The 20,538-nt window shown below is 72.3% G+C and carries 21 protein-coding genes; 8 read left to right on the top strand and 13 right to left on the bottom strand.

The genetic code is table 11. From position 1 onward, the window contains the following. Nucleotides 1–4: 4 nt before the first annotated feature. Nucleotides 5–1,288, top strand: a complete 1,284-nt coding sequence (locus ACFV2J_RS14680; RefSeq protein ID WP_385098430.1) for a thymidine phosphorylase — start codon at nucleotides 5–7, stop codon at nucleotides 1,286–1,288. A gap of 298 nt (nucleotides 1,289–1,586) precedes the next feature. On the opposite strand, the gene ACFV2J_RS14675 is transcribed toward ACFV2J_RS14680, so the two are convergent. Continuing rightward, nucleotides 1,587–2,507 carry an AEC family transporter gene (locus ACFV2J_RS14675; RefSeq protein WP_385093754.1) on the bottom strand — a complete coding sequence of 307 codons (921 nt, stop codon included), beginning with the start codon at nucleotides 2,505–2,507 and terminating at the stop codon, nucleotides 1,587–1,589. 147 nt (nucleotides 2,508–2,654) lie between these two features. Between ACFV2J_RS14675 and ACFV2J_RS14670 the strand changes: the two genes are divergently transcribed. Continuing rightward, nucleotides 2,655–3,041 carry an STAS domain-containing protein gene (locus tag ACFV2J_RS14670; RefSeq protein WP_385093751.1) on the top strand — a complete coding sequence of 129 codons (387 nt, stop codon included), beginning with the start codon at nucleotides 2,655–2,657 and terminating at the stop codon, nucleotides 3,039–3,041. On the opposite strand, the gene ACFV2J_RS14665 is transcribed toward ACFV2J_RS14670, so the two are convergent. Then, on the bottom strand, nucleotides 2,943–3,935 hold the full coding sequence (locus ACFV2J_RS14665; protein WP_385093748.1) for a sigma-70 family RNA polymerase sigma factor: 993 nt from the start codon (nucleotides 3,933–3,935) through the stop codon (nucleotides 2,943–2,945). The genes ACFV2J_RS14670 and ACFV2J_RS14665 overlap by 99 nt on opposite strands. Nucleotides 3,936–4,136: 201 nt before the next feature. Continuing rightward, nucleotides 4,137–5,420 (bottom strand): MFS transporter, encoded by a 1,284-nt coding sequence (locus ACFV2J_RS14660; RefSeq protein ID WP_385093745.1) that lies wholly within the window; start codon nucleotides 5,418–5,420, stop codon nucleotides 4,137–4,139. Between the two features lie 62 nt (nucleotides 5,421–5,482). Between ACFV2J_RS14660 and ACFV2J_RS14655 the strand changes: the two genes are divergently transcribed. Further along, entirely contained in the window at nucleotides 5,483–6,436 is a 954-nt protein-coding gene (locus ACFV2J_RS14655; protein WP_385093742.1) for a LysR substrate-binding domain-containing protein, read from the top strand. Between the two features lie 48 nt (nucleotides 6,437–6,484). Here ACFV2J_RS14655 and ACFV2J_RS14650 read toward each other — a convergent pair whose 3' ends face one another. Further along, a complete protein-coding gene (locus tag ACFV2J_RS14650) occupies nucleotides 6,485–7,246 on the bottom strand; it encodes an alpha/beta hydrolase family protein (RefSeq protein ID WP_385093739.1) in 762 nt (253 codons plus the stop codon). A 113-nt stretch (nucleotides 7,247–7,359) separates the two neighbouring features. Here ACFV2J_RS14650 and ACFV2J_RS14645 point away from each other — a divergent pair, with 113 nt between their 5' ends. Further along, complete coding sequence (locus ACFV2J_RS14645; protein WP_385093736.1) at nucleotides 7,360–8,514, top strand: adenosine deaminase; 1,155 nt, start codon at nucleotides 7,360–7,362, stop codon at nucleotides 8,512–8,514. Nucleotides 8,515–8,655: 141 nt separating this feature from the next. Beyond that, nucleotides 8,656–9,009, top strand: coding sequence for an ATP-binding protein (locus ACFV2J_RS14640; RefSeq protein ID WP_385438848.1), 354 nt, complete (start codon nucleotides 8,656–8,658; stop codon nucleotides 9,007–9,009). 133 nt (nucleotides 9,010–9,142) lie between these two features. Here ACFV2J_RS14640 and ACFV2J_RS14635 read toward each other — a convergent pair whose 3' ends face one another. From ACFV2J_RS14635 to afsQ1, 5 genes are all read right to left on the bottom strand, one after another. Next, a complete protein-coding gene (locus ACFV2J_RS14635; protein WP_385090895.1) occupies nucleotides 9,143–9,343 on the bottom strand; it encodes a PspC domain-containing protein in 201 nt (66 codons plus the stop codon). Nucleotides 9,344–9,436: 93 nt separating this feature from the next. Continuing rightward, the gene (locus ACFV2J_RS14630) at nucleotides 9,437–9,988 is read right to left on the bottom strand and encodes a VanZ family protein (RefSeq protein ID WP_385090892.1); all 552 of its coding nucleotides are present in this window, start codon (nucleotides 9,986–9,988) and stop codon (nucleotides 9,437–9,439) included. Between the two features lie 147 nt (nucleotides 9,989–10,135). Beyond that, nucleotides 10,136–10,765 carry a hypothetical protein gene (locus ACFV2J_RS14625; protein ID WP_385438844.1) on the bottom strand — a complete coding sequence of 210 codons (630 nt, stop codon included), beginning with the start codon at nucleotides 10,763–10,765 and terminating at the stop codon, nucleotides 10,136–10,138. Beyond that, nucleotides 10,762–12,333 (bottom strand): sensor histidine kinase, encoded by a 1,572-nt coding sequence (locus tag ACFV2J_RS14620; RefSeq protein WP_385090885.1) that lies wholly within the window; start codon nucleotides 12,331–12,333, stop codon nucleotides 10,762–10,764. The genes ACFV2J_RS14625 and ACFV2J_RS14620 overlap by 4 nt, the downstream gene beginning before the upstream one ends. Further along, entirely contained in the window at nucleotides 12,330–13,007 is a 678-nt protein-coding gene (gene afsQ1 / locus ACFV2J_RS14615) for a two-component system response regulator AfsQ1 (RefSeq protein ID WP_058923589.1), read from the bottom strand. The genes ACFV2J_RS14620 and afsQ1 overlap by 4 nt, the downstream gene beginning before the upstream one ends. A 306-nt stretch (nucleotides 13,008–13,313) precedes the next feature. Between afsQ1 and ACFV2J_RS14610 the strand changes: the two genes are divergently transcribed. Continuing rightward, nucleotides 13,314–14,090: a SigE family RNA polymerase sigma factor gene (locus ACFV2J_RS14610; protein ID WP_385090882.1), complete on the top strand. Its 777-nt coding sequence runs from the start codon at nucleotides 13,314–13,316 to the stop codon at nucleotides 14,088–14,090. Nucleotides 14,091–14,259: 169 nt separating this feature from the next. Here ACFV2J_RS14610 and ACFV2J_RS14605 read toward each other — a convergent pair whose 3' ends face one another. Then, nucleotides 14,260–14,892 carry a uridine kinase gene (locus tag ACFV2J_RS14605; RefSeq protein ID WP_385090880.1) on the bottom strand — a complete coding sequence of 211 codons (633 nt, stop codon included), beginning with the start codon at nucleotides 14,890–14,892 and terminating at the stop codon, nucleotides 14,260–14,262. A gap of 127 nt (nucleotides 14,893–15,019) precedes the next feature. Here ACFV2J_RS14605 and ACFV2J_RS14600 point away from each other — a divergent pair, with 127 nt between their 5' ends. Next, nucleotides 15,020–15,427 carry a hypothetical protein gene (locus ACFV2J_RS14600; RefSeq protein WP_385090877.1) on the top strand — a complete coding sequence of 136 codons (408 nt, stop codon included), beginning with the start codon at nucleotides 15,020–15,022 and terminating at the stop codon, nucleotides 15,425–15,427. Between the two features lie 37 nt (nucleotides 15,428–15,464). Here the strand turns inward: ACFV2J_RS14600 and ACFV2J_RS14595 are convergent, their stop codons facing one another. Genes ACFV2J_RS14595 through deoC form a run of 3 tightly spaced genes read right to left on the bottom strand, consistent with a single transcriptional unit; the run spans nucleotide 15,465 to nucleotide 18,794 of the window. Next, entirely contained in the window at nucleotides 15,465–16,364 is a 900-nt protein-coding gene (locus ACFV2J_RS14595) for an aldehyde dehydrogenase family protein (RefSeq protein ID WP_385090874.1), read from the bottom strand. Next, the gene (locus tag ACFV2J_RS14590; RefSeq protein WP_385090871.1) at nucleotides 16,357–17,793 is read right to left on the bottom strand and encodes an aldehyde dehydrogenase family protein; all 1,437 of its coding nucleotides are present in this window, start codon (nucleotides 17,791–17,793) and stop codon (nucleotides 16,357–16,359) included. The genes ACFV2J_RS14595 and ACFV2J_RS14590 overlap by 8 nt, the downstream gene beginning before the upstream one ends. Nucleotides 17,794–17,798: 5 nt before the next feature. After that, nucleotides 17,799–18,794, bottom strand: coding sequence for a deoxyribose-phosphate aldolase (gene deoC / locus ACFV2J_RS14585; protein WP_168529907.1), 996 nt, complete (start codon nucleotides 18,792–18,794; stop codon nucleotides 17,799–17,801). Nucleotides 18,795–19,171: 377 nt separating this feature from the next. Between deoC and ACFV2J_RS14580 the strand changes: the two genes are divergently transcribed. Beyond that, a complete protein-coding gene (locus tag ACFV2J_RS14580; protein ID WP_385438836.1) occupies nucleotides 19,172–19,807 on the top strand; it encodes a PH domain-containing protein in 636 nt (211 codons plus the stop codon). The last annotated feature ends 731 nt before the right edge of the window (nucleotides 19,808–20,538 follow it).

Here is a 20,538-nt window from a genome sequence, read left to right as displayed (position 1 = left end):
AGTCATGGCCATGGACGCCGTCTCCGTCATCCGCACCAAGCGGGATCGCGGTGAGCTCAGCGACACACAGATCGACTGGGTCATCGACGCGTACACCCGCGGCGAGGTCGCCGACTACCAGATGGCCGCCCTCAACATGGCGATCCTGCTCAACGGCATGAACCGCCGCGAGATCGCCCGCTGGACCGCTGCGATGATCGCCTCGGGCGAGCGCATGGAGTTCTCCTCGCTGTCCCGTCCGACCGCCGACAAGCACTCCACGGGCGGCGTCGGCGACAAGATCACGCTTCCGCTGGCCCCGCTGGTCGCGGCCTGCGGTGCCGCGGTGCCGCAGCTGTCCGGGCGCGGCCTCGGCCACACGGGCGGCACGCTGGACAAGCTGGAGTCGATCCCCGGCTGGCGGGCCCTGCTCTCCAACGAGGAGATGCTGCACGTCCTCGACACCACGGGCGCGGTGATCTGCGCGGCGGGTGACGGGCTGGCCCCCGCCGACAAGAAGCTGTACGCCCTCCGGGACGTCACCGGCACGGTGGAGGCGATCCCGCTGATCGCGTCCTCGATCATGTCGAAGAAGATCGCCGAGGGCACGGGCTCGCTGGTCCTGGACGTGAAGGTGGGCACCGGCGCCTTCATGAAGACCATCGAGGACGCCCGCGAGCTGGCCTCCACGATGGTCGGCCTGGGCACCGACCACGGGGTGCGGACGGTCGCGCTGCTGACCGACATGTCGACGCCGCTGGGGCTGACGGCCGGCAACGCGCTGGAGGTACGGGAGTCGGTCGAGGTGCTGGCCGGCGGCGGCCCCTCGGACGTCGTCGAGCTCACCCTCGCCCTGGCCCGCGAGATGCTGGACGCCGCGGGCGTGAAGGACGCGGACCCGGCGAAGGCCCTCGCCGACGGTTCCGCGATGGACGTCTGGCGCCGCATGATCGCCGCGCAGGGCGGTGACCCGGACGCCGAGCTCCCGACCTCGCGCGAGCAGCACGTGGTGACGGCGGCGTCCTCGGGCGTGCTGACCCGCCTCGACGCGTACGACATCGGCATCGCCGCGTGGCGGCTGGGTGCGGGGCGTGCGCGCAAGGAGGACCCGGTGCAGGCCGCCGCCGGCGTCGAGCTGCACGCCAAGCCGGGTGACACGGTCACCGCGGGGCAGCCGCTGCTGACCCTGCACACGGACACTCCCGAGCGTTTCGCGTACGCGCTGGAGTCGGTCGAGGGCTCGTACGACATCGCTGCCGCGGGCACGGAGTTCGAGCCGAACCCGATCGTGCTGGACCGGATCGCCTGACGCTCCGTCGCAACACGTCCTGGGAGGGGCCGGCGCCAGGTGCGCCGGCCCCTCCTTGCGTGCGGTCCGGCCGGGGTCGGTGCGGGCGATTGTTCCGGGTGCGGGTGCGGGTGCGGGTCCGGTGCCGGTGCCGGGTTCGGTGTGGGCGGTGGTGGGGCGGGGCCGTGTCGGTACGTCGAGTCCGTCGCCGTTGGATCAGGCGTGGGCCGGGCATGGGAGCCGTTGTTCGATCCGGGCGTGAGCGACGGGCTGCGGCGTACCGGCACGGACCCTCGCGTGGGTTGGCGGGGGCGGGGTGTCAGCCGAGTGTGGTTGCGATCACCACCAGGGCCGGGACGGACAGGATCGTCGACAGGAGGATCGACTCGCGGGCGAGTGTCTCGCCGACGCGGTAGCGCGAGGCGTAGGTGAAGAGGTTCTGGGCGGCGGGCAGCGCCGAGGTGACCACGACGTCGAGCAGGGGCGCGCCGTGCAGCCCGAACACGCCCGCCGCGAGCGCCCAGGCCACCGCGGGCTGGCCGACCGCCTTCAGCGCGACGGACAGCAGCACCGGGTGCCGGTCCGCGCCGCGGCCGGGCAGCGTGCTGCCGCACAGCGAGATGCCGAACGCCAGCAGCACCGCGGGCACCGACATGTTGCCGATCAGGGTGAGCGGGTCCATGACCGGCCCCGGCACCCTCAGACCGCTCGCCGACACGGCGACCCCGGCGAGCGAGCCGACGGCGATGGGGTTGCGCAGGGGCGTGACGAGCCGCAGCCACACCGAACCCTTCTCGCCGGGGCCCGACAGGTCGAGGACCGTCAGCGCGACCGGTGTGACCACGATCTGCTGGAACAGCAGGACCGGCGCGACCAGCGAGGCGTCACCGAGGACGTACACCGCGATCGGGATGCCGAGGTTGCCGGAGTTGACGTAGCTGGAGCACAGCGCGCCGATCGTCGTCCGGCCCACGCCCCAGCCGCGTACGGCGCCCACCACGACGAAGACGCCGGCCGCCGCGGCGGTGCTCATGGCGGTGACCAGCAGCCGGCTGGAGAAGATCACCGACAGGTCGGCGCGGGCGAGCGTGGTGAACAGCAGCGCGGGGGAGGCCACATGGAAGGCGAGCTTGGTCAGCACCTCCCGGCCGTTCTCCCCGAGGTAGCCCCGGCGGCCGATCAGCCAGCCGACGCCGATGACGACGGCGATCACCGCGAACCCCGTCAACACCCCCTGCACGGCACCTCCTTGTGGGACGGGAGGCGGCCTGGCGGACGGTCGGGCACGGGTTCGTGGGGCATACACCCAACCCTCCGGGGAAGGCCGGGCGCGGGTCAATGTGATCCTTACGGCACGCGGGCGGGCGAGCGCGGCGGCGGGGCCCCGATGAGTTCGGTCCCTCCGGCCGGTCTACTGACCGTGGACGCCATGACACCCGCCGTACTCGTGCTGCCCGCCGCCGTCACCCGCGCCGAGGTGCCGCGGCTGTGCGACGACGTGCGCGCGCGGCTGGCGGCGACGGGCGGCGGAGTGGTCGTCTGTGACGTCACCGGGCTCGGGCCGCCCGGACTCGCCACCGTCGACGCCCTGGCCAGGATGGAGCTCGCCGCCCGCCGGGCCGGTGGACGCATACGCCTGCGCGATCCGGCCCCGCCGCTGCGCGCCCTCCTCGATCTAGTGGGCCTCCGCTTCGAGCTGGAGGGGGAGGCCGAAGAGCGGGAACCAGCGCTCGGTGTCGAGGAAGCAGTGGAACCCGGTGATCCGGCCGTCTGAGATCTCCAGGGCCTGGATCGCCCAGGCGCCGAAGCCGCCCTTCTCCGGGTCCGGCTTGTAGTGCGCGAAGCCCGGCAGACCGTTCACCGAGACCGGGAGCAGGCGCGAACCCGCGCAGGAGGCGCCGAGCGTCGTCATGAAGCCCGTGATGTCGCCGGGGCCGCTCAGCCACAGGTCGAACGGCGGCATCGTCATGATCGCGTCCTCGTGGAGCAGCGCGGTCAGGGCCGTCATGTCGTACCCCTCGAACGCGGCGACATAGCGCTCCAGGAGCTTCTGCTGCTCCTCGTCGAGCGGGTCGGAGACGGCGCCCGGGGTGCCCTCGCGCTCCGCGAGGGTGGCGCGGGCCCGCTGCAGCGCGCTGTTGACCGAGGCGACCGTGGTGCCGAGCAGTTCGGCGACCTCGCTCGCCTTCCACGCGAGGACCTCGCGCAGGATGAGCACGGCCCGCTGCTTGGGCGGCAACTGCTGGAGGGCGGCCATGAAGGCGAGCCGCACCGACTCCTTGGCCACCGCCGCCTCGGCCGGGTCGCTGATGGTTGGCAGCACACGGGCGTCGGGCACCGGCTCCAGCCAGGTGTTGTCCGGGCGCGGGGTGAGCGCCGCCTGGGCGAGCGGGGAGGGGCCGGTGAGATCCATGGGCCGGGCCCTTCTGTTGCCGGCGTTCAGCATGTCCAGGCACACGTTCGTGGCGATCCGGTACAGCCAGGAGCGTATCGACGAGCGGCCCTCGAACTTGTCGTAGCTCCGCCAGGCGCGGACCATCGTGTCCTGCACCGCGTCCTCCGCCTCGAAGGAGGAGCCGAGCATCCGGTAGCAGTATCCGGTCAGCTCGACCCGGTGCTTCTCCAGCCGGACGTCCAGGTCTGTCGTCGTCGCCGTACCGTCGCTCATGGCCAACCCACCCCTGTGGCTGTTCCCGTCGCGCCGTCGCTTCGCTGCGCCGGCACCTCGGAAGCTACCGCAGCCCACTGACAATGGCCCACGGAGTGGGAAAAGGAGCAGGCCGGACCGGTCGCCGGGGACCTGGACGGCGCCGATGCCCTTCGCCCACGCGTTCGACGACACCGCGCCGGACCGCTCCGGCGAGCCGGTTCAGTGCGCCAGGACCGGCTTGTGGGCCGCCTGGACCCGCGCCGCGTGCGAGCCGAAGAGGGTGATCGACACGACGCCGAGCACCGCGAGCAGTCCGAGCACCACCGTGCCGGCCCAGCCGCCCGCGTGGAAGGCGACGGCGCCGAGCGTGCTGCCGGCGCTGGAGCCGATGTAGTAGGCGGACTGGTAGAGGGCGGACGCCTGGGCGCGGCCCTCCTTGGCGGTGTGGCTCACCGACGAGGACGCCACCGCGTGGCCCGCGAAGAAGCCCGCGGTGATCAGGACCAGGCCGAGCAGGACCAGCGGGAGGGAGTCGGCCAGCGAGAGGAGGAGCCCGGCGGTGGTCGTGCCGCCCGCCAGGTAGAGCGAGCCGCGCCGGCCCACGCGGTCGACCAGCCGGCCCGCCGTCGACGCCGACACCGTGCCGACGAGGTAGACCAGGAAGATCGAGCCGATGATGCCCTGGGGGAGCGAGAACGGGGCCTCGGTGAGGCGGTAGCCGATCACCGTGTAGACGCCGCCGAAGACCATCATGAACAGCGCGCCGATCGCGTACAGCCGGCACAGCAGCGGGTTGGCGAGGTGGTCACGGACTGTGCGGACCAGCGCCCGCGGCCGCGGCGAACCCGGGGTGAAGTGCCGGGGCGCGGGGAGCAGCAGCCGGAAGGCCACCGCGCACGCCACCGCGATCACGCCGATCGCGGCGACGGCGATCCGCCAGCCCCATTCCTGCGCGACCCAGCCGGTGATGACCCGGCCGCTCATCCCGCCGACGCTGTTGCCCGCCACGAAGAGACCGATCGCCGTGATCAGGGCCTTGGGGCGGACCTCCTCGGCCAGGTACGCCGTCGCCGACGCGGGCAGCCCCGCCAGCGCCGCGCCCTGCACCGCGCGCAGCGCCACCAGCGCGCCGATCGACGGCGCGAAGGGCACCAGCAGACCGACCGCCACCGCGACCACCAGCGACGCCGTCATCAACGTACGCCGTCCGTAGCGCTCCGAGAGCGCGCTCATCGGGAGGACGAAGAGCGCGAGCCCGCCCGTCGCGGCCGACACCGTCCAGCTGGCCTGGCTCGCGGTCACACCGAGGTCCGTGGAGATGAGTGGGAGCAGGGCCTGCGTGGAGTAGAGGAGCGCGAAGGTCGCGACACCGGCGAGGAAGAGGGCGAAGCTCATCCGGCGGTATCCGGGCCCGCCCGGGGCCATACGGGAGTCGGCGGACGCGGGGACGGCGGTTGCGGAGGCGTCCACGGTGGTGGACGCCCCGGTACTGGCGGAAGGCATGCTTCGAACGTAAGGTCCCGTCATTCATCCGTCCAATGCATGGAATCGCCATAATCGTTCCCATGGCGCATCAGCAGAGGTCACAGGGGCACCTGTCACCGTCCAGTGACACAGAAGACATCGTCGCGGTCCTCGTCCCGCGTCTCGCGCACTTCGCCGGGGTGGCCCGCACCGAGCACGTGACGAGGGCCGCGCAGGAGATGCGGGTCCCGCAGTCGACCCTGTCGCGGGCCATGGTCCGGCTCGAACAGGACCTGGGCGTCGACCTGTTCGCGCGCCGCGGCCGTACGGTCTCGCTCACCCCCGCGGGCCGTACGTTCCTCTCCTCCGTCGAACGTGCCCTCGCCGAGATCGGGCGCGCCGCCGACGAGGTGCGCGCGGACGCCGACCCGGCCACCGGCAAGGTCGCCTTCGGCTTCCTGCACACGATGGGTTCGGAGACCGTCCCCGGCCTCATCCGCGCCTTCCGCGCCGATCACCCCGGGGTCCGCTTCAGCCTCGTCCAGAACTACGGCGAGGCGATGCTGGAGCGGCTGCGCTCGGGCGAGCTGGACCTGTGCCTCACCTCGCCCGTCCCCGACGCGCCCGACCTGGTGGGCCGCCTCGTGGACGAACAGAAGCTGCGCCTCGTCGTCCCCGCCGACCACCGGCTCGCCTCCCGCCGGCGCGTGAGGCTGGCCGAGGCCGCCGACGAGACCTTCGTGACCCTCGAACCCGGCTACGGCATGCGGCGCATCACCGACGACCTCTGCCAGGAGGCGGGATTCAGGCCGCGGATCGCCTTCGAGGGCGAGGAGGCCGAGACGCTCCGCGGACTCGTCGCCGCTGGTCTGGGCGTCGCCCTGCTGCCGCCACCGGCCGTCGCCCGCCCCGGGGTCGTCGAACTGACGGTCACCGCCCCGCGCGCGGTCCGTGAGATCGGGGTGGCGTGGCGGGAGGGTCACCCCGACACCCCGCCCGTGGCCGCCTTCAAGAGGTTCCTGCTGTCACGACGGGGCCGGCTGCTCCCGGACTGAGGGGTACGGCGAGCGCCGGGAGCATCCCTCCACGCCGCGGGACAGCCCTCAGTGACGCAGTGCCTTCCCGAAGCCCGAGGCGAGCGGCATCCGCAGGCCCAGCGGCGGTGGCGCGGCGAGCGCGTCCTCCAGCGGCCGGGACAGTCCGCGCCCGAACAGCGCGCCCATCACGAAGTCCTCGGCCAGCGCGTGGACTTCGGTCCGGTGCTGGTGCAGCCCGTGCCCGTCGGAGTGGACCTCGAAGCGGCAGACGTCGCGGTTGGACTTCTTGGCGCGGGCCGCCAGCCGGAAGGACAGTTCCGGGTCGGTGCGCTCGTCGTTGGTGCCGTGCACGATCAGCACGCGCCGCCCGGTGAGCTGCTTCACCGGTTCGGGTGGGGCCGCCACGTCCTCCTCGGGCAGCCAGGGTGCCAGCGCCAGCACGGAGTTGACGGCGGTGTGACCGGCGGCGCGCAGGGCGGCCCGGCCTCCCATGTCGACCCCGGCGAGGCAGACGGGGACGTCGCCGTAACGGCGCACGACCTCGTCGGCGGCCCAGGACGCGTCGCCCGCGAGGTGCGCCTCGCTGCCGTTCCAGCCGCGGAAGCGGTAGTGCACGACGTGGGCGGCCAGGCCCTCGGTCCCTCCCGCGCGCGTGAGGCGGCGGCCCAACGCGCGTACGGAGGCGGTCGCCCACATGGGGGAGGGTCTGCGGCCGGAGGTCTCGTCGCCGCCCGGGAGCAGCAGGACCACTCCGCTGACGGCCGTCGGCTCCGGGCCCAGTGCCCTCCCCAGCCGGGCGCTGCGTACCGGCGTCGCTTGCTGTGCCATGACAGAACAGTGTCAGAAGTGACGGTGTACGCCACCCGTCCGCCGGGTCACCGTTACATATCGACGGATCGGGACGACGGAACATCTACGCGCGTAGGGGCTACAGTGCGCGAATGACGAGCCAGATCCGGAACACCCCGAGCTCGGAACAGATCCGCCGGGCGCCCAAGGTCCTGCTGCACGATCACCTCGACGGAGGCCTGCGCCCCGGGACGATCGTCGAACTCGCCCTGGAGAGCGGCTACTCCGGGCTCCCCGAGACCGACCCCGGCAAACTCGGCGTCTGGTTCAGGGAGGCCGCCGACTCCGGGTCCCTCGAGCGGTACCTGGAGACCTTCGCGCACACCTGCGCCGTCATGCAGACCCGTGAGGCGCTGGTGCGGGTCGCCGCCGAGTGCGCCGAGGACCTCGCCGAGGACGGGGTCGTCTACGCCGAGGTGCGCTACGCCCCCGAGCAGCACCTGGAGCGCGGTCTCACCCTCGAAGAGGTCGTGGAGGCGGTCAACGAGGGTTTCCGGGAGGGCGAGCGCCGGGCGCGGGAGAACGGCCACCGCATCCGGGTGGGCGCGCTGCTCACCGCGATGCGGCACGCGGCCCGTTCCCTGGAGATCGCCGAACTGGCCAACCGTTACCGGGATTCGGGTGTCGTCGGCTTCGACATCGCGGGGGCCGAGGCCGGCTTCCCGCCCACCCGGCACCTCGACGCGTTCGAGTACCTCAAGCGCGAGAACAACCACTTCACCATCCACGCGGGCGAGGCCTTCGGGCTGCCGTCCATCTGGCAGGCGCTCCAGTGGTGCGGTGCGGACCGGCTCGGCCACGGCGTCCGGATCATCGACGACATCGAGGTCGCGCAGGACGGCTCGGTGACGCTCGGGCGCCTCGCGTCGTACGTCCGTGACAAGCGCGTCCCGTTGGAGCTGTGCCCCAGCTCCAACCTCCAGACCGGTGCCGCCGACTCCTACGCCGAGCACCCGATCGGGTTGTTGCGGCGGCTGCACTTCCGGGTCACGGTGAACACGGACAACCGGCTCATGTCCGGGACGAGCATGAGCCGTGAATTCGAGCACCTTGTCGACGCGTTCGGTTATTCACTCGACGATCTCCAGTGGTTCTCGGTCAATGCTATGAAGTCAGCATTCATTCCTTTCGATGAACGACTCGCGATGATCAATGACGTGATCAAGCCCGGATATGCCGAGCTGAAGTCCGAATGGCTGTTCCAGCAGACCGCTTCCACCAGGGGATCCTTGGAGGACCAGGCCTGATCGGAGCGGCGGGGGACGGTCGGGTCTTCACTCATTCTCCATGACTCGACCGGTTTTCGATGTTTGCGGAGTGGCGCTTTGCGTGTTTACGGTTTTGGACCGCTCACATTCCCGTCACACGGATCCAAGGACGCATTCCATATGAAGCAGTCTGCTGCCAAGACCCTCGGTGTCGCCGCTCTCGGTGCCGCTTTCGCCGCCGTCGGCGCCGGCGCCGCGAACGCGGCACCGGCCGTGCCCGACGCCTCCTCGGCGCTGGACACCGTCACCCAGGCGCTGCCCGCGCAGAGTGTGGCCAATGTGCTGCCGGGCGCGGGTCAGGCACTCGCCCAGGGGCAGAGCGCGCTCGGTGCGGGTGTGACGGCCGCCCAGCCCGCCGCCGCGAAGGTGCTCGCGAACGGCCCCACCGCGCCGGTGGCCGGACTGCTCGGCGGTCTGCCGCTGCAGGGCCTGCCCACGCACGGCCTGCCGGTGAACGGACTGCCGCTCGGCTGACCCACGCCGTCCGGGCTCCGGCCCGCACACGCGAGGACGCCGGTGGGGCGCACCCGATTCGGGTGCGCCCCACCGGCGCGTCGTGCCGCAGGTCGTGTCGCGCGTCTGGCGCGAGGAGCTCGCCGGCGGGTGACTACCAGGCGGTGCGGACCTTGTCCTCGGACGGGAACATGATCCACAGCGCTATGTAGAGCAGGAACTGGGGCCCGGGCAGCAGGCAGGACAGGACGAAGATCACGCGCATCGTCGTCGCGGAGGTGCCGAAGCGCCGCGCCAGCGCTGCGCACACTCCGCCGATCATGCGGCCGTTGGTGGGGCGGGCAAGGGCGCTCATGAGGGCTCCTTCGTGAACCGGGGCTGAGTGCGGGCCGGACGTCCGGCCTCGATGTCTTCAACGCTACGGTGACGAAGCGGACGAAGCGTCGCTCTACGGTGCGATGCCGACCCTGGGAATCGTCGGGGTCCGACCCTGAGCCGTGTCCTCCCGGGGGAGGGCCGCGCGGCGCCTGGTCTCGGCCCGGCGGCGGAGCGCCACCCTGGCGGCGGGCACGATCGCGACATGGGCCAGTGCCACGCCGACGGTGTTGAGCAGCAGCGAGTCGACGTCCACGACCTGCCCGGGCACCCCGGTCTGCAGCAGTTCTATGCCCAGTGACAGCAGGGCCCCCGCGGTGACCGTGCGGACCAGGGACCCGAGAGGGGAGGCGGACAGCCGGCCGGCCGCCGTCGGGAGCAGGACACCGAGCGGGGCGAGCAGCCCCAGCCCCTCGCCGATGCGGCGGGCGGCCCCCACGGGGCCCAGGGCGAGGTCCGCCCGGATACCGGCGAACGGGCGCAGGTTCGCGGGGCTCACCCAGGGGACGTCCAGCGGGCGCAGCGTGATCCAGGCGACGAGCGCGAGATGCGCGACGAGGAGGAGAGCTCCTGCCGCACGGACGCGGATCACGGCGCTGCCGCCGCCTTCGCCTTGACGTTGCACGCCTCCCAAGACGCGGCGGTCGGCAGGATCGGTTCCGGCTCTGCGGCGGGTGTGGCGTCCAGGGGTGAGGCGTGCGCCACACCCACGGGTGCCCGGGCCGGCCTCCCGGCTCTCCGCGCGGGCCGGGGACACGCCCCGGTCCGGCGGTCAGGCGCCGTCGAGCGCCGTGGAGGGCGGGGCCTTCGTGGCGGGGTCGGAGCGGACGTCCGAGGTGCACTGGTAACGGCGCGGCGCAGTCGTGTCGGGGCCGCCGAGGACCACCGAACCGTCGTCCTCCGCCGCGGCGGAGTCGGAGAAGGTGCAGACGATCTGGGCCAGGGCCGCCGGGGTGAGCTCCCGGGGCCGGGTGCTGAGCCGGAGCGTGTCCTCCGGCTCCTTGGGGCCCCGGGGACGGGGTCCGCTCACGGTCATGCCGCCGCGCACGTCCGTCGTGTACCCCGCCTGCTGTTCCGGAGTGGCGGGCGCCTCGGCGAGCTCGTCGAGGAGCCCCTGCGCCACCAGGACGCGCCGCGCGCCCTCCGTCGCGCCGTCGGGCACCCGTACGGACCGGTCCACCGTCACCAGTTGCCCCGAGCAGAGCAGGAACACCTGCACCGGGATGCCGCGCGAGGCCTGGGCGGAGACGTCCGGGCCGGACAGGGTGCACGGGACCCGGGAGGGCGCCGGGCCGAAGTCCGTGGGGACCTGGGTGGAGCGGATGCCGCAGCCCGCGAGCAGCAGCGCGAGGAGCGGGACGGCCGGCCACCGGCGCGCGCCTCGACGTCGTACGGTCGTCATCCCGCGCTGCCCTCCGTGGCGTTCCGGTTCCGCTCGCGCTCGTCGTCGGCGAGCAGCTCCGAGGCGTCCTGCGGGAGCCGGAGCGTGAAGACCGCGCCCCCCTCGGGCGCGTTCGCGGCGGTGATCTCGCCGCCGTGGATGTGCGCGTTCTCCAGGGCGATCGACAGCCCCAGACCGCTGCCCTCGGAGCGCGGGCGCGACGCGCTCGCCTTGTAGAAGCGGTCGAAGACGTGCGGCAGGACGTCCTCGGGGATGCCCGGACCGTGGTCCTGCACCTCGATCAGCAGGTCGTCCGCCTCCTCCCGGACCGAGACGCGCACCGGACTGCCGCCGTGCTTGAGTGCGTTGCCGATCAGGTTGGCCAGGATCACGTCCAGCCGGCGCGGGTCGAGGCGCGCCATGATGCCGCGCTCCGCGTCCAGGTCCACCGCGTCCAGCCAGGCGCGGGCGTCGATGCAGGCGGTGATCTGGTCGGCGATGTCCACGTCGTCCAGGACGAGCCGGGCGGTGCCCGCGTCGAAGCGGGTGACCTCCATGAGGTTCTCGACCAGGTCGTTCAGACGGCGTGTCTCACTGACGACCAGACGCACGGCGGGCTCGATCATCGGATCGACACTGCCGGTCTCCGCGTCCAGTTCCTCCTCCAGGATCTCCGTGACGGCGGTGATCGCGGTGAGGGGCGTACGGAGTTCGTGGGACATGTCCGCCACGAAACGGCGGGACGCCTCGTCGCGGGCGCTCATGTCCTCGACGCGCTTCTCCAGCGCCTCCGCGGTGTGGTTGAACGTCCGTGACAGATCGGCGAGTTCGTCCGTCCCGGACACGCGCAGCCGGGTGTCGAGCTTGCCCTCGCCGAGGCGGCGGGCGGCGATACCGAGGCGGTGCACGGGCTTGAGGACCGTCGTCGCGGCGGCCTGCGCGAGCAGCGCCGAGCCGATCAGGGCGAGGCCGGTGGCGATACCGAGCGACCAGGCCAGCGAGTTGAGGTCCTTGGCCTCCGGCTCCAGCGACTTGAGCATGTAACCGGTCGTGGTCCCGCCGATGACCTTCGCGCCGCCCACCAGATAGGGCTTGTCGTGGTCGGTGACGCGCTGCCAGTACAGGTGATAGGCCGACTTGTTGTTCGAGGAGAGCGACTGCTCCTTGTTCACCGCCTTCTGGAGGGACGCGGGCACGTCCTCCAGCGTGAAGGTGTCCAGCTCCGAATTGCCCACCACGGTCCTGCCGCTGTTGTCCCGGGCCACCAGCAGCACGCTGAAGCGCTGGCTGCTGTTCGCCATCTGCCCCGCGGCGCGCTGTAGTTCGTCCTGCGCCGGGCGCACCGGCAGCAGACTCGCGTGATTGCGCATCTCCTGCTGGAAGTCACGCAGCACCGCGTCCTGAGTACGCGTCAGCACGGCCTCGCGGTTGAGCCAGTACGCGATGCCGGACGCCGACACCGCCGCGGTGAGCGCGACGAGTCCGAAGACCACGACCAGCCGCAGCCGCAGACTGGTGAAGCGCAGACCCGCGAGTATCGCCCTGCGCGCCGCGGCCCAGCCGCGGAGCGCGTCCTGCGGTGGGGTCACTGAGGACTGTCCAGCCGGTAGCCGACCCCGCGGACCGTACGGATGAGCGTGGGGGAGGACGGGACGTCCTCGACCTTCGCCCGCAGCCGCTGCACACACGCGTCCACCAGACGCGAGTCGCCCAGGTAGTCGTGCTCCCAGACCAGCCGCAGCAACTGCTGGCGGGACAGCGCCTGTCCGGGACGGCGGCTCAGCTCCAGGAGCAGCCGCAGCTCGGTGGGCGTCAGCTGGAGGTCCTCACCGTTCTTGGTGACCGTCATCGCCGCCCGGTCGATGACGAGGGAACCGAACGTCGCCGAGTCGCTGGCCTCGCGCTCGCCGCGCCGCAGCACGGCCCTGATGCGGGCGTCGAGCACGCGCCCCTGCACCGGCTTGACGACATAGTCGTCGGCGCCGGACTCCAGCCCGACCACCACGTCGATGTCGTCGCTGCGCGCGGTCAGCAGAATGATGGGCAACTGGTCCGTGCGCCGGATGCGCCGGCACACCTCGAACCCGTCGATGCCGGGCAGCATCACATCCAGCACGATCAGATCCGGCCGCTGCTCACGCAGCAGCTTCAGACCGTCCTCGCCGGTGGCAGCGGTGGCCACACGGTGTCCCTGGCGCGTCAAAGAGAGCTCCAGGGCCGTACGGATGGCGTCGTCGTCCTCGATCAGCAACAGGGAAGGCACGGACGTCATTCTGGCCCATGGTGAGGGGGTCTTTCGACAGTTGGAGCGCTCCCACCCATCTCTCGCACAGAAGGGGCGCATCGCGGGACGTCCGCGCGGCCCCACCGCTCTTCTCCGTGATCGCGCCGTGACGCGCCCGTGAGGGGCCCCTGTGACAGGTCTGTGACAGTCGGCGGACACGGCCATGAAGTGGCCCGGGCAAGCTTTTCGTCACAAGCACGGAAGCACGGAGCGAGCGCGGGGCCAGGCACGAAGGGCACCGGGCGCGCAGGGAAGACACCGGGACTCCACGACGGGGGGCGCGAGATGAACACGCTGCACAGCACCAGCACGAGCGCAGTTGTCACGCGGCTCCACGACGTCACCCGGAGCACGGAGAAGTCCGGTGCCGTGAGCGGGCGGGGGTGCGCTCGCGGCACCGGGCGTCAGCACACCGCGTACATGACGGTGGTTGACGCCTGCACGGGGGAGGTCCCCGCGGCGGCTGCCGCCGCGGGAACGGCCGGCGGAGCTCACGGGGGAGCCGCGTACGGGGAGGCCACGGGGGAGCGTCGCTCGCTGTCGGAGGCGGAGTTCACCGCCTACGTCCAGGAGCGCCGCGCCTCCCTGTACGCAACCGCCTATCACCTGACGGGGGATCGCTTCGAGGCCGAGGACCTGCTGCAGAGCGCGCTGTTCTCGACGTACCGGGCCTGGGAGCGGATCAGTGACAAGGCCGCGGTCGGGGGCTACCTCCGCCGCACCATGACCAATCTGCACATCAGCGCGTGGCGCCGCCGCAAGCTGAACGAATACCCGACCGAGGAACTGCCGGAGACCGCCGGTGACACGGACGCGATGCGCGGCACCGAGCTGCGCGCCGTGCTGTGGCAGGCGCTCGCCCGGCTGCCCGAACTCCAGCGCACCATGCTGGTCCTTCGTTACTACGAGGGCCGCACGGACCCGGAGATCGCGCAGATCCTCGACATCAGTGTCGGCACGGTGAAGTCGAGCATCTGGCGGTCGCTGCGCCGGATGCGCGAGGACGAGGTCCTCAGCTTCGGCCGTGACGAGGAGGAGTCCTTCGGGGAGCTCGTCGCCTGAAGGTCTGTGGGGGGAAGCGGGGGAAGCGGTTCGCGCGGGGACGGTTCCGGGGGGAGCCGACGGGGGATCGCGTGGGAACCACGGGGGAAGCGGAAAAGGTCCGGGCGGACGGGGGGTCCGCCTGGACCTCTTTTCGTGTGAGGGCCCGGCGTGTCGCCGTGGCCGCCGACTACGCCGCCGTCGTACAGGGTTCCGTGGCGCCGGCCGCCGTGGCCAGCCGGCCCAGGGCCTCGTCCTTGTCGCACGGGTGCGCGCCCAGCGCGGTCTGACGCGCCACGATCGAACGTTCGGCGCGCATCAGGCGCCAGCCGCGGCGGAGCAGGAACGGGACCGACTTGCGGCCCTCCTTGAGATCCCGCACGAAGCGCCGGCGGAACGTCGTCACCGGACCGCGGGACAGGCACAGCGCGTCGCCCAGCAGGCCCAGTTCGCGGCAGCGCTCGACGATCTCGGCGGCGAAGATGCCCTCCGCGATGAACAGCGGCGTGCGTTCGATGCGCAGCGCCTCCGTGCCGGTACGGGCGCTCAGCGAGATGTCGTACACGGGAACGGTCGTACGTCCGGAACGGCACAGTTCCTCGATCGCGTCGACCGCCTTTCGCGCGTCCCACGACTCCGGGTGGTCCCAGTCGATGTCGGAACTCCCGTCCACCAGCGGCAGTGTCGGGTCGTCACCCTCCTTGTAGAAGTCGTCCAGGCGCAGCACGGGCAGGCCGGAGCGGGCGGCGACGAGGGACTTGCCCGAGCCGGAGGGGCCACAGAGCAGCGCGACACGGGTCGGTATCGGGGGAGGGAGACTCACGAGACACCAGTCTGGCGCATCGCGCGCGTGGTGCCGACCCTGCGGGTCGACGTTGGAGCGCACATCACACCTCAACTACCCTTCGCATCGGACCGACTACTTTGCGCATCAGAAGGTGGCACCCGTCATGGCACGACACGCATCAGGCAAGAACCCGACCGCGCGGCGCGCGCTGGTCGCCCTGGCGACCGCGGGTGCGGCACTGGGGGCGGGCGCGGCCACGGCCGCCGCGGACACGGCCCCGGGCGTCGACGTGATGCGCTCCCGGCCCGCGTCGGCGGGCAACCTCGACCCGCAGGCGGGCGTGCAGGCGTTGAACGGCACCCTCGGATACATCACGGGTCCGCTCGCGGGCCTCAAACCCAACCCGCTCGCGGGCACCGGTGTCGACCCGCTCGACAACGGGATCGGCGCCCAGCTGGCCGACTTCAAGCCGCTGAGCTCGCAGTCCCTGACGCGGCCGCTGGCGCAGGCCCCGTCGCTCGGCAGCATGCCGGTGGTGGGACAGGCGCTGGGGGCAGTGGGGGGTGCGTGAGTCTCCCCGCGCCCCTCGGGGGGCGCGGGGAACCCTCTCAGTACGACGAGCCCGAAGCGCCCAGTGAACCGGTCGGGTGCCAGACGGTCTTCGTCTCCAGGAAGGCCGTGAGGCGCTCGGTGCCGGGCGTGCGCGCGTAGTCCACAGGCTGTGGACGCAGGACCCGCTTCAGGTTGTCGGCCGCGGCGATCTCCAGCTCCTTGGCCAGCACCTCGTCCGCGCCCGCGAGGTCGATCGCGTTGACGTCCTGGTGCGCGGCGAGCGGAGCGGCGATCTCCGCCGTCCTGCCGGAGAGGACGTTGACGACACCGCCCGGGAGGTCGGAGGTCGCCAGCACCTCGCCGAGCGAGAGCGCCGGCAGCGGGGACTTCTCGCTCGCGATCACCACGGCCGTGTTGCCGGTGGCGATCACGGGGGCGATCACCGAGACCAGGCCGAGGAACGAGGAGTCCTGGGGCGCGAGGACGGTGACGACGCCGGTCGGCTCCGGGGTCGACAGGTTGAAGAACGGGCCCGCGACCGGGTTGGCCCCGCCCACGATCTGGGCGATCTTGTCGGTCCAGCCCGCGTACCAGACCCAGCGGTCGATCGCCGCGTCGACCTGCGCGGCCGCCTTCGACTTCGACAGGCCCTCCGCGTCGGCGACCTCGCGCGCGAACTGGTCCCGGCGGCCCTCCAGCATCTCGGCGACGCGGTAGAGGATCTGGCCGCGGTTGTACGCGGTCGCGCCGGACCAGCCGCCGAACGCCTTGCGCGCGGCGACCACCGCGTCACGGGCGTCCTTGCGGCTCGACTGCGGGGCGTTCGCCAGCCACTTGCCCTTCGAGTCCGTCACCTCGTACACCCGGCCGCTCTCGGAACGCGGGAACTTCCCGCCCACGTACAGCTTGTAGGTCTTGAAGACACTCAGACGCTGCTCTTCGGACTTGTCAGACATCGAGGTACGCCTCCAGGCCGTGGCGACCGCCCTCGCGGCCGAAGCCCGACTCCTTGTATCCGCCGAACGGCGAGGTCGGGTCGAACTTGTTGAACGTGTTGGACCAGATGACGCCCGCGCGCAGCTTGCCCGCGACGGCCAGGATCCGGGAACCCTTCTCCGTCCAGATGCCCGCCGAGAGGCCGTACTGGGAGTTGTTGGCCTTGGCGACGGCCTCGTCCGGGGTGCGGAAGGTCAGCACCGACAGCACCGGACCGAAGATCTCGTCGCGGGCGATGGTGTGCGCCTGGGTGACGTTGGTGAACAGCGTCGGGGCGAACCAGTATCCGGAGGAGGGGAGTTCGCACTCCGGGGACCAGCGCTCGGCGCCCTCGGCCGCGCCCTGCTCGACGAGCGAGGTGATACGGGCCAGCTGCTCGGCGGAGTTGATCGCGCCGATGTCGGTGTTCTTGTCGAGCGGGTCGCCCAGCCGGAGCGTGGAGAGCCTGCGCTTCAGGGAGTCCAGCAGCTCGTCCTGGATCGACTCCTGGACGAGGAGCCGGCTGCCCGCGCAGCAGACCTGGCCCTGGTTGAAGAAGATCCCGGTGACGATCCCCTCCACCGCCTGGTCGATGGGGGCGTCGTCGAAGACGATGTTCGCGCCCTTGCCGCCCAGTTCGAGCGTGACCTTCTTGTCGGTGCCGGCCACCTGGCGGGCGATCGCCTTGCCGACGGCGGTGGAGCCGGTGAACGCCACCTTGTTCACGTCCGGGTGCTCGACGAGGGCCGCGCCCGCGTCGCCGTACCCGGGAAGGATGTTGACGACGCCCTTGGGCAGGCCCGCCTGGCGGCAGATGTCCGCGAAGAACAGCGCCGACAGGGGGGTGGTCTCGGCGGGCTTGAGGACGACCGTGTTGCCGGTCGCCAGCGCCGGGGCGATCTTCCACGCGAGCATCAGCAGCGGGAAGTTCCAGGGGATGACCTGGCCGGCCACGCCCAGCGGACGCGGGTTCGCGCCGAAGCCGGCGTGGTCGAGCTTGTCGGCCCACCCCGCGTAGTAGAAGAAGTGCGCGGCGACCAGGGGGAGGTCGGCGTCGCGGGTCTCCTTGATGGGCTTCCCGTTGTCCAGCGTCTCCAGGACGGCGAGCTCGCGGGAGCGCTCCTGGACGATGCGGGCGATGCGGAAGAGGTACTTGGCGCGCTCGGAGCCGGGCAGCGCGGACCACTTCTCGAAGGCCCTGCGGGCCGCCTTCACGGCCCGGTCGACGTCCTCGGCGCCCGCCCGGGCGACCTCGGAGAGGACCTCCTCGGTGCTGGGGCTGACGGTCTTGAAGACCTTGCCGTCCGCCGCCTCGGTGAACTCGCCGTCGATGAAGAGGCCGTACGACGGGGCGATGTCGACGACCGAGCGGGACTCGGGCGCCGGTGCGTACTCGAATGCAGATGCCATGGTGATCAGTCCACCGTCACGTAGTCGGGGCCGGAGTAGCGGCCGGTGGCCAGCTTCTGACGCTGCATCAGCAGGTCGTTCAGAAGCGAGGACGCGCCGAAGCGGAACCAGTGGTTGTCCAGCCAGTCCTCGCCCGCGGTCTCGTTCACCAGGACCAGGAACTTGACGGCGTCCTTGGTGGTCCGGATGCCGCCGGCCGGCTTCACGCCGACCTGGACGCCGGTCTGCGCGCGGAAGTCGCGGACCGCCTCCAGCATGAGCAGCGTGTTCGACGGCGTCGCGTTGACGGCCACCTTGCCGGTGGAGGTCTTGATGAAGTCCGCGCCGGCCAGCATGCCGAGCCAGGAGGCCCGCCGGATGTTGTCGTACGTCGACAGCTCGCCGGTCTCGAAGATGACCTTCAGGCGGGCGGCGCCCGAGGCCTCCTTCACCGCGACGATCTCGTCGTACACCTTCAGGTAGTGGCCCGCGAGGAACGCCCCGCGGTCGATGACCATGTCGATCTCGTCGGCGCCCGCGGCGACGGCGTCCCGCACGTCGGCCAGCTTCACGCCGAGCGCGGCGCGGCCCGCCGGGAAGGCGGTGGCCACGGAGGCGACCTTCACGCCGGAGCCGGCCACGGCCTCCTTGGCGGTGGCCACCATGTCGGGATAGACGCAGACCGCGGCGGTGGCGGGCGCCGTGCGGTCGGTCGGGTCCGGGTGGACCGCCTTGACGCCGAGCGCCCGGACCTTGCCCGGGGTGTCCGCGCCTTCCAGCGTCGTCAGGTCGACCATCGAGATGGCGAGGTCGATCGCGTACGCCTTCGCGGTCGTCTTGATGGAACGGGTGCCGAGCGAGGCGGCGCGCGCCTCCAGGCCGACCGCGTCGACGCCGGGCAACCCGTGCAGGAAGCGGCGCAGGGTGCTGTCGGACGCGGTCACGTCGCCGAGCGCGTGGGTGGGGGCACCACCCTGCTCGAGCGATGTCGAGTGCTTGGGGGAGGGTGCAGTGGTGGGCATGGTCACCACCCGAGCATATCTACGCGCGTAGCGGCTGTACAGCCCCGGGGGCGGGTGTGGAAAGGAGTGGGGTGGAACCGGGCGCGCCGGAGAGGGCCGAAGTGGGCGGAGGGGGCCGTTCCGTACGAGGGCGGCCGGCGGCCGGGGCGGGGAGGGGCGTGGGGGCGCCGGAGGCCTGGGGCTGGTCACGGCGTCGGCGTACGGGGAGACGGCCGGGGGAGGCGCCCGGGTGGAGGGGGAGACGGCCGGGTGGACGGGGGGTGGGGGCTGGGCGGGGGAGGCGATGGGGCGGCAGGGGTGGGGCAGGGGCGCGGGCGACCGGCGAGGCGGTGGGGGCGTGACGTGGCCGCGGCGGGCCGTCGGGCAGAATCGGGGGCATGACGACGCCCGATCACCAGCCACCCCCGCCGGACGCCTCGCGCCCCGAGTCGAGGGACCGGATCTACCGGTCGTCCGCCGGCATCGCGGGCGGCGTGGTGCTGCTCGCCATCATCGGCTGGCTCGGCATCGACGCGCTGGTCTCGGGACACGGGCGTACGCCGTGGCTGACGCTCGCGGCGCTGATCCTGCTGGTTCCGCTGGTGAGCGCCTTCACCCTGCGCCCGGCCGTCTACGCGAACGAGGAACGGCTGCGCGTCCGCAACCCGTTCCGGGTGATCGTGGTGCCCTGGAGCGCGATCGCCACGCTGCGCTCCGGCTACTCCAACGAGGTCGTCACCACGGACGGCACCAAGTACCAGCTGTGGGCGATCCCCGTCTCGCTCCGTTCCCGCAAGCGCGCGGCGAAGCGGCAGGCGCGGGGGGTCGCGGCCGACAACGCCGGGCGGGTGTCCCCGGCGAAGCCCGCGCGCGCCCAGGCCGACCAGGCGATGGACGACCTGCGCGAGCTCGCCGAGGCGCACCCGTCCGCCGAAGGCGCGCAGGGCGCGGTCAGCGTGCGCTGGGCGTACGAGGTCATGGGTCCCGCGCTCGCGGGGGCCGTGGTGCTGGTGATCCTGCTCGCGGTGGGGTGACACCGCGGCGGTGCGGGGCCCCTTCCGGGGTGAGCGGCAGGCGGAGATCCTTCCGCCCGGCGACCCTGCGGACCGCGCCCTGCTGACCGTGCCGGACACCGAGCGTGGGTCTGACCGTGCCGGGCACCGCGCGTCGGCCCGGCGCACCACGCGCGACGTACCGCGCCGGATGCCGCGCGCCGGCCTGATCGTGCCGGATGCCGCGCCTCGGCCTGATCGTGCCGGACACTGCGCTTCGGCCTGACCGTGCCGGACACCGCGCGCCTGGCTGACCGTGCCGGACACCGCTCGTCGACCTGGCCGCGCCGGACGTCGCGCCTCGGCCTGACCGTGCCGGCCACCGCGCGCCCGGCTGACCGTGCCGGACACTGCGCCTCGGCCTGACCGCGCCGGACACTGCGCCTCGACCTGACCGCGCCGGACGCCGCGCCTCGACCTGGCCGTGCCGGACACCGCACGCCTGGCTGACCGTGCCGGACACCGCTCGTCGGCCTGACCGTGCCGGACAATGCGCGCCGCCCTGACCGCGCCGGACACCGCGCGCCGACCCGCCCCCCCACTGCGGCGGACGTCGATCCGGTGTGAAGGGCCGGTCCCGGCCCCGCTCGCCGTGCACTGCGGCGCCGGGCCGTCCGGGTGGGGCGCCCGGGGCCGGGCGGGCCGGGGGGCGCCCCCGGGGCGTTTACAACAAACCGCGGCCCCCGGTCCCCCGGTTATGGGGGTTGGCGGGG

The sequence above is a fragment of the Streptomyces sp. NPDC059668 genome (assembly GCF_042734135.1).
GTDB lineage: Bacteria > Actinomycetota > Actinomycetes > Streptomycetales > Streptomycetaceae > Streptomyces.
The sequence above is the reverse complement of the archived record's forward strand: the minus strand, read 5'-3'. Positions and strand labels throughout refer to the sequence as shown.

Bases quoted from the DNA above. Each gene is read 5' to 3' on its own strand.
- ACFV2J_RS14595 (WP_385090874.1), bottom strand. From the start codon at position 16,364: ATGTCTGACAAGTCCGAAGAGCAGCGTCTGAGTGTCTTCAAGACCTAC.
- ACFV2J_RS14610 (WP_385090882.1), top strand. From the start codon at position 13,314: ATGAACACGCTGCACAGCACCAGCACGAGCGCAGTTGTCACGCGGCTC.
- ACFV2J_RS14645 (WP_385093736.1), top strand. From the start codon at position 7,360: ATGACGAGCCAGATCCGGAACACCCCGAGCTCGGAACAGATCCGCCGG.
- ACFV2J_RS14625 (WP_385438844.1), bottom strand. From the start codon at position 10,765: ATGACGACCGTACGACGTCGAGGCGCGCGCCGGTGGCCGGCCGTCCCG.
- ACFV2J_RS14640 (WP_385438848.1), top strand. From the start codon at position 8,656: ATGAAGCAGTCTGCTGCCAAGACCCTCGGTGTCGCCGCTCTCGGTGCC.
- ACFV2J_RS14670 (WP_385093751.1), top strand. From the start codon at position 2,655: ATGAGTTCGGTCCCTCCGGCCGGTCTACTGACCGTGGACGCCATGACA.
- ACFV2J_RS14655 (WP_385093742.1), top strand. From the start codon at position 5,483: ATGGCGCATCAGCAGAGGTCACAGGGGCACCTGTCACCGTCCAGTGAC.
- ACFV2J_RS14680 (WP_385098430.1), top strand. From the start codon at position 5: ATGGCCATGGACGCCGTCTCCGTCATCCGCACCAAGCGGGATCGCGGT.
- ACFV2J_RS14650 (WP_385093739.1), bottom strand. From the start codon at position 7,246: ATGGCACAGCAAGCGACGCCGGTACGCAGCGCCCGGCTGGGGAGGGCA.
- ACFV2J_RS14600 (WP_385090877.1), top strand. From the start codon at position 15,020: ATGGCACGACACGCATCAGGCAAGAACCCGACCGCGCGGCGCGCGCTG.
- ACFV2J_RS14590 (WP_385090871.1), bottom strand. From the start codon at position 17,793: ATGGCATCTGCATTCGAGTACGCACCGGCGCCCGAGTCCCGCTCGGTC.
- ACFV2J_RS14665 (WP_385093748.1), bottom strand. From the start codon at position 3,935: ATGAGCGACGGTACGGCGACGACGACAGACCTGGACGTCCGGCTGGAG.
- ACFV2J_RS14660 (WP_385093745.1), bottom strand. From the start codon at position 5,420: ATGCCTTCCGCCAGTACCGGGGCGTCCACCACCGTGGACGCCTCCGCA.
- ACFV2J_RS14635 (WP_385090895.1), bottom strand. From the start codon at position 9,343: ATGAGCGCCCTTGCCCGCCCCACCAACGGCCGCATGATCGGCGGAGTG.
- ACFV2J_RS14580 (WP_385438836.1), top strand. From the start codon at position 19,172: ATGACGACGCCCGATCACCAGCCACCCCCGCCGGACGCCTCGCGCCCC.
- deoC (WP_168529907.1), bottom strand. From the start codon at position 18,794: ATGCCCACCACTGCACCCTCCCCCAAGCACTCGACATCGCTCGAGCAG.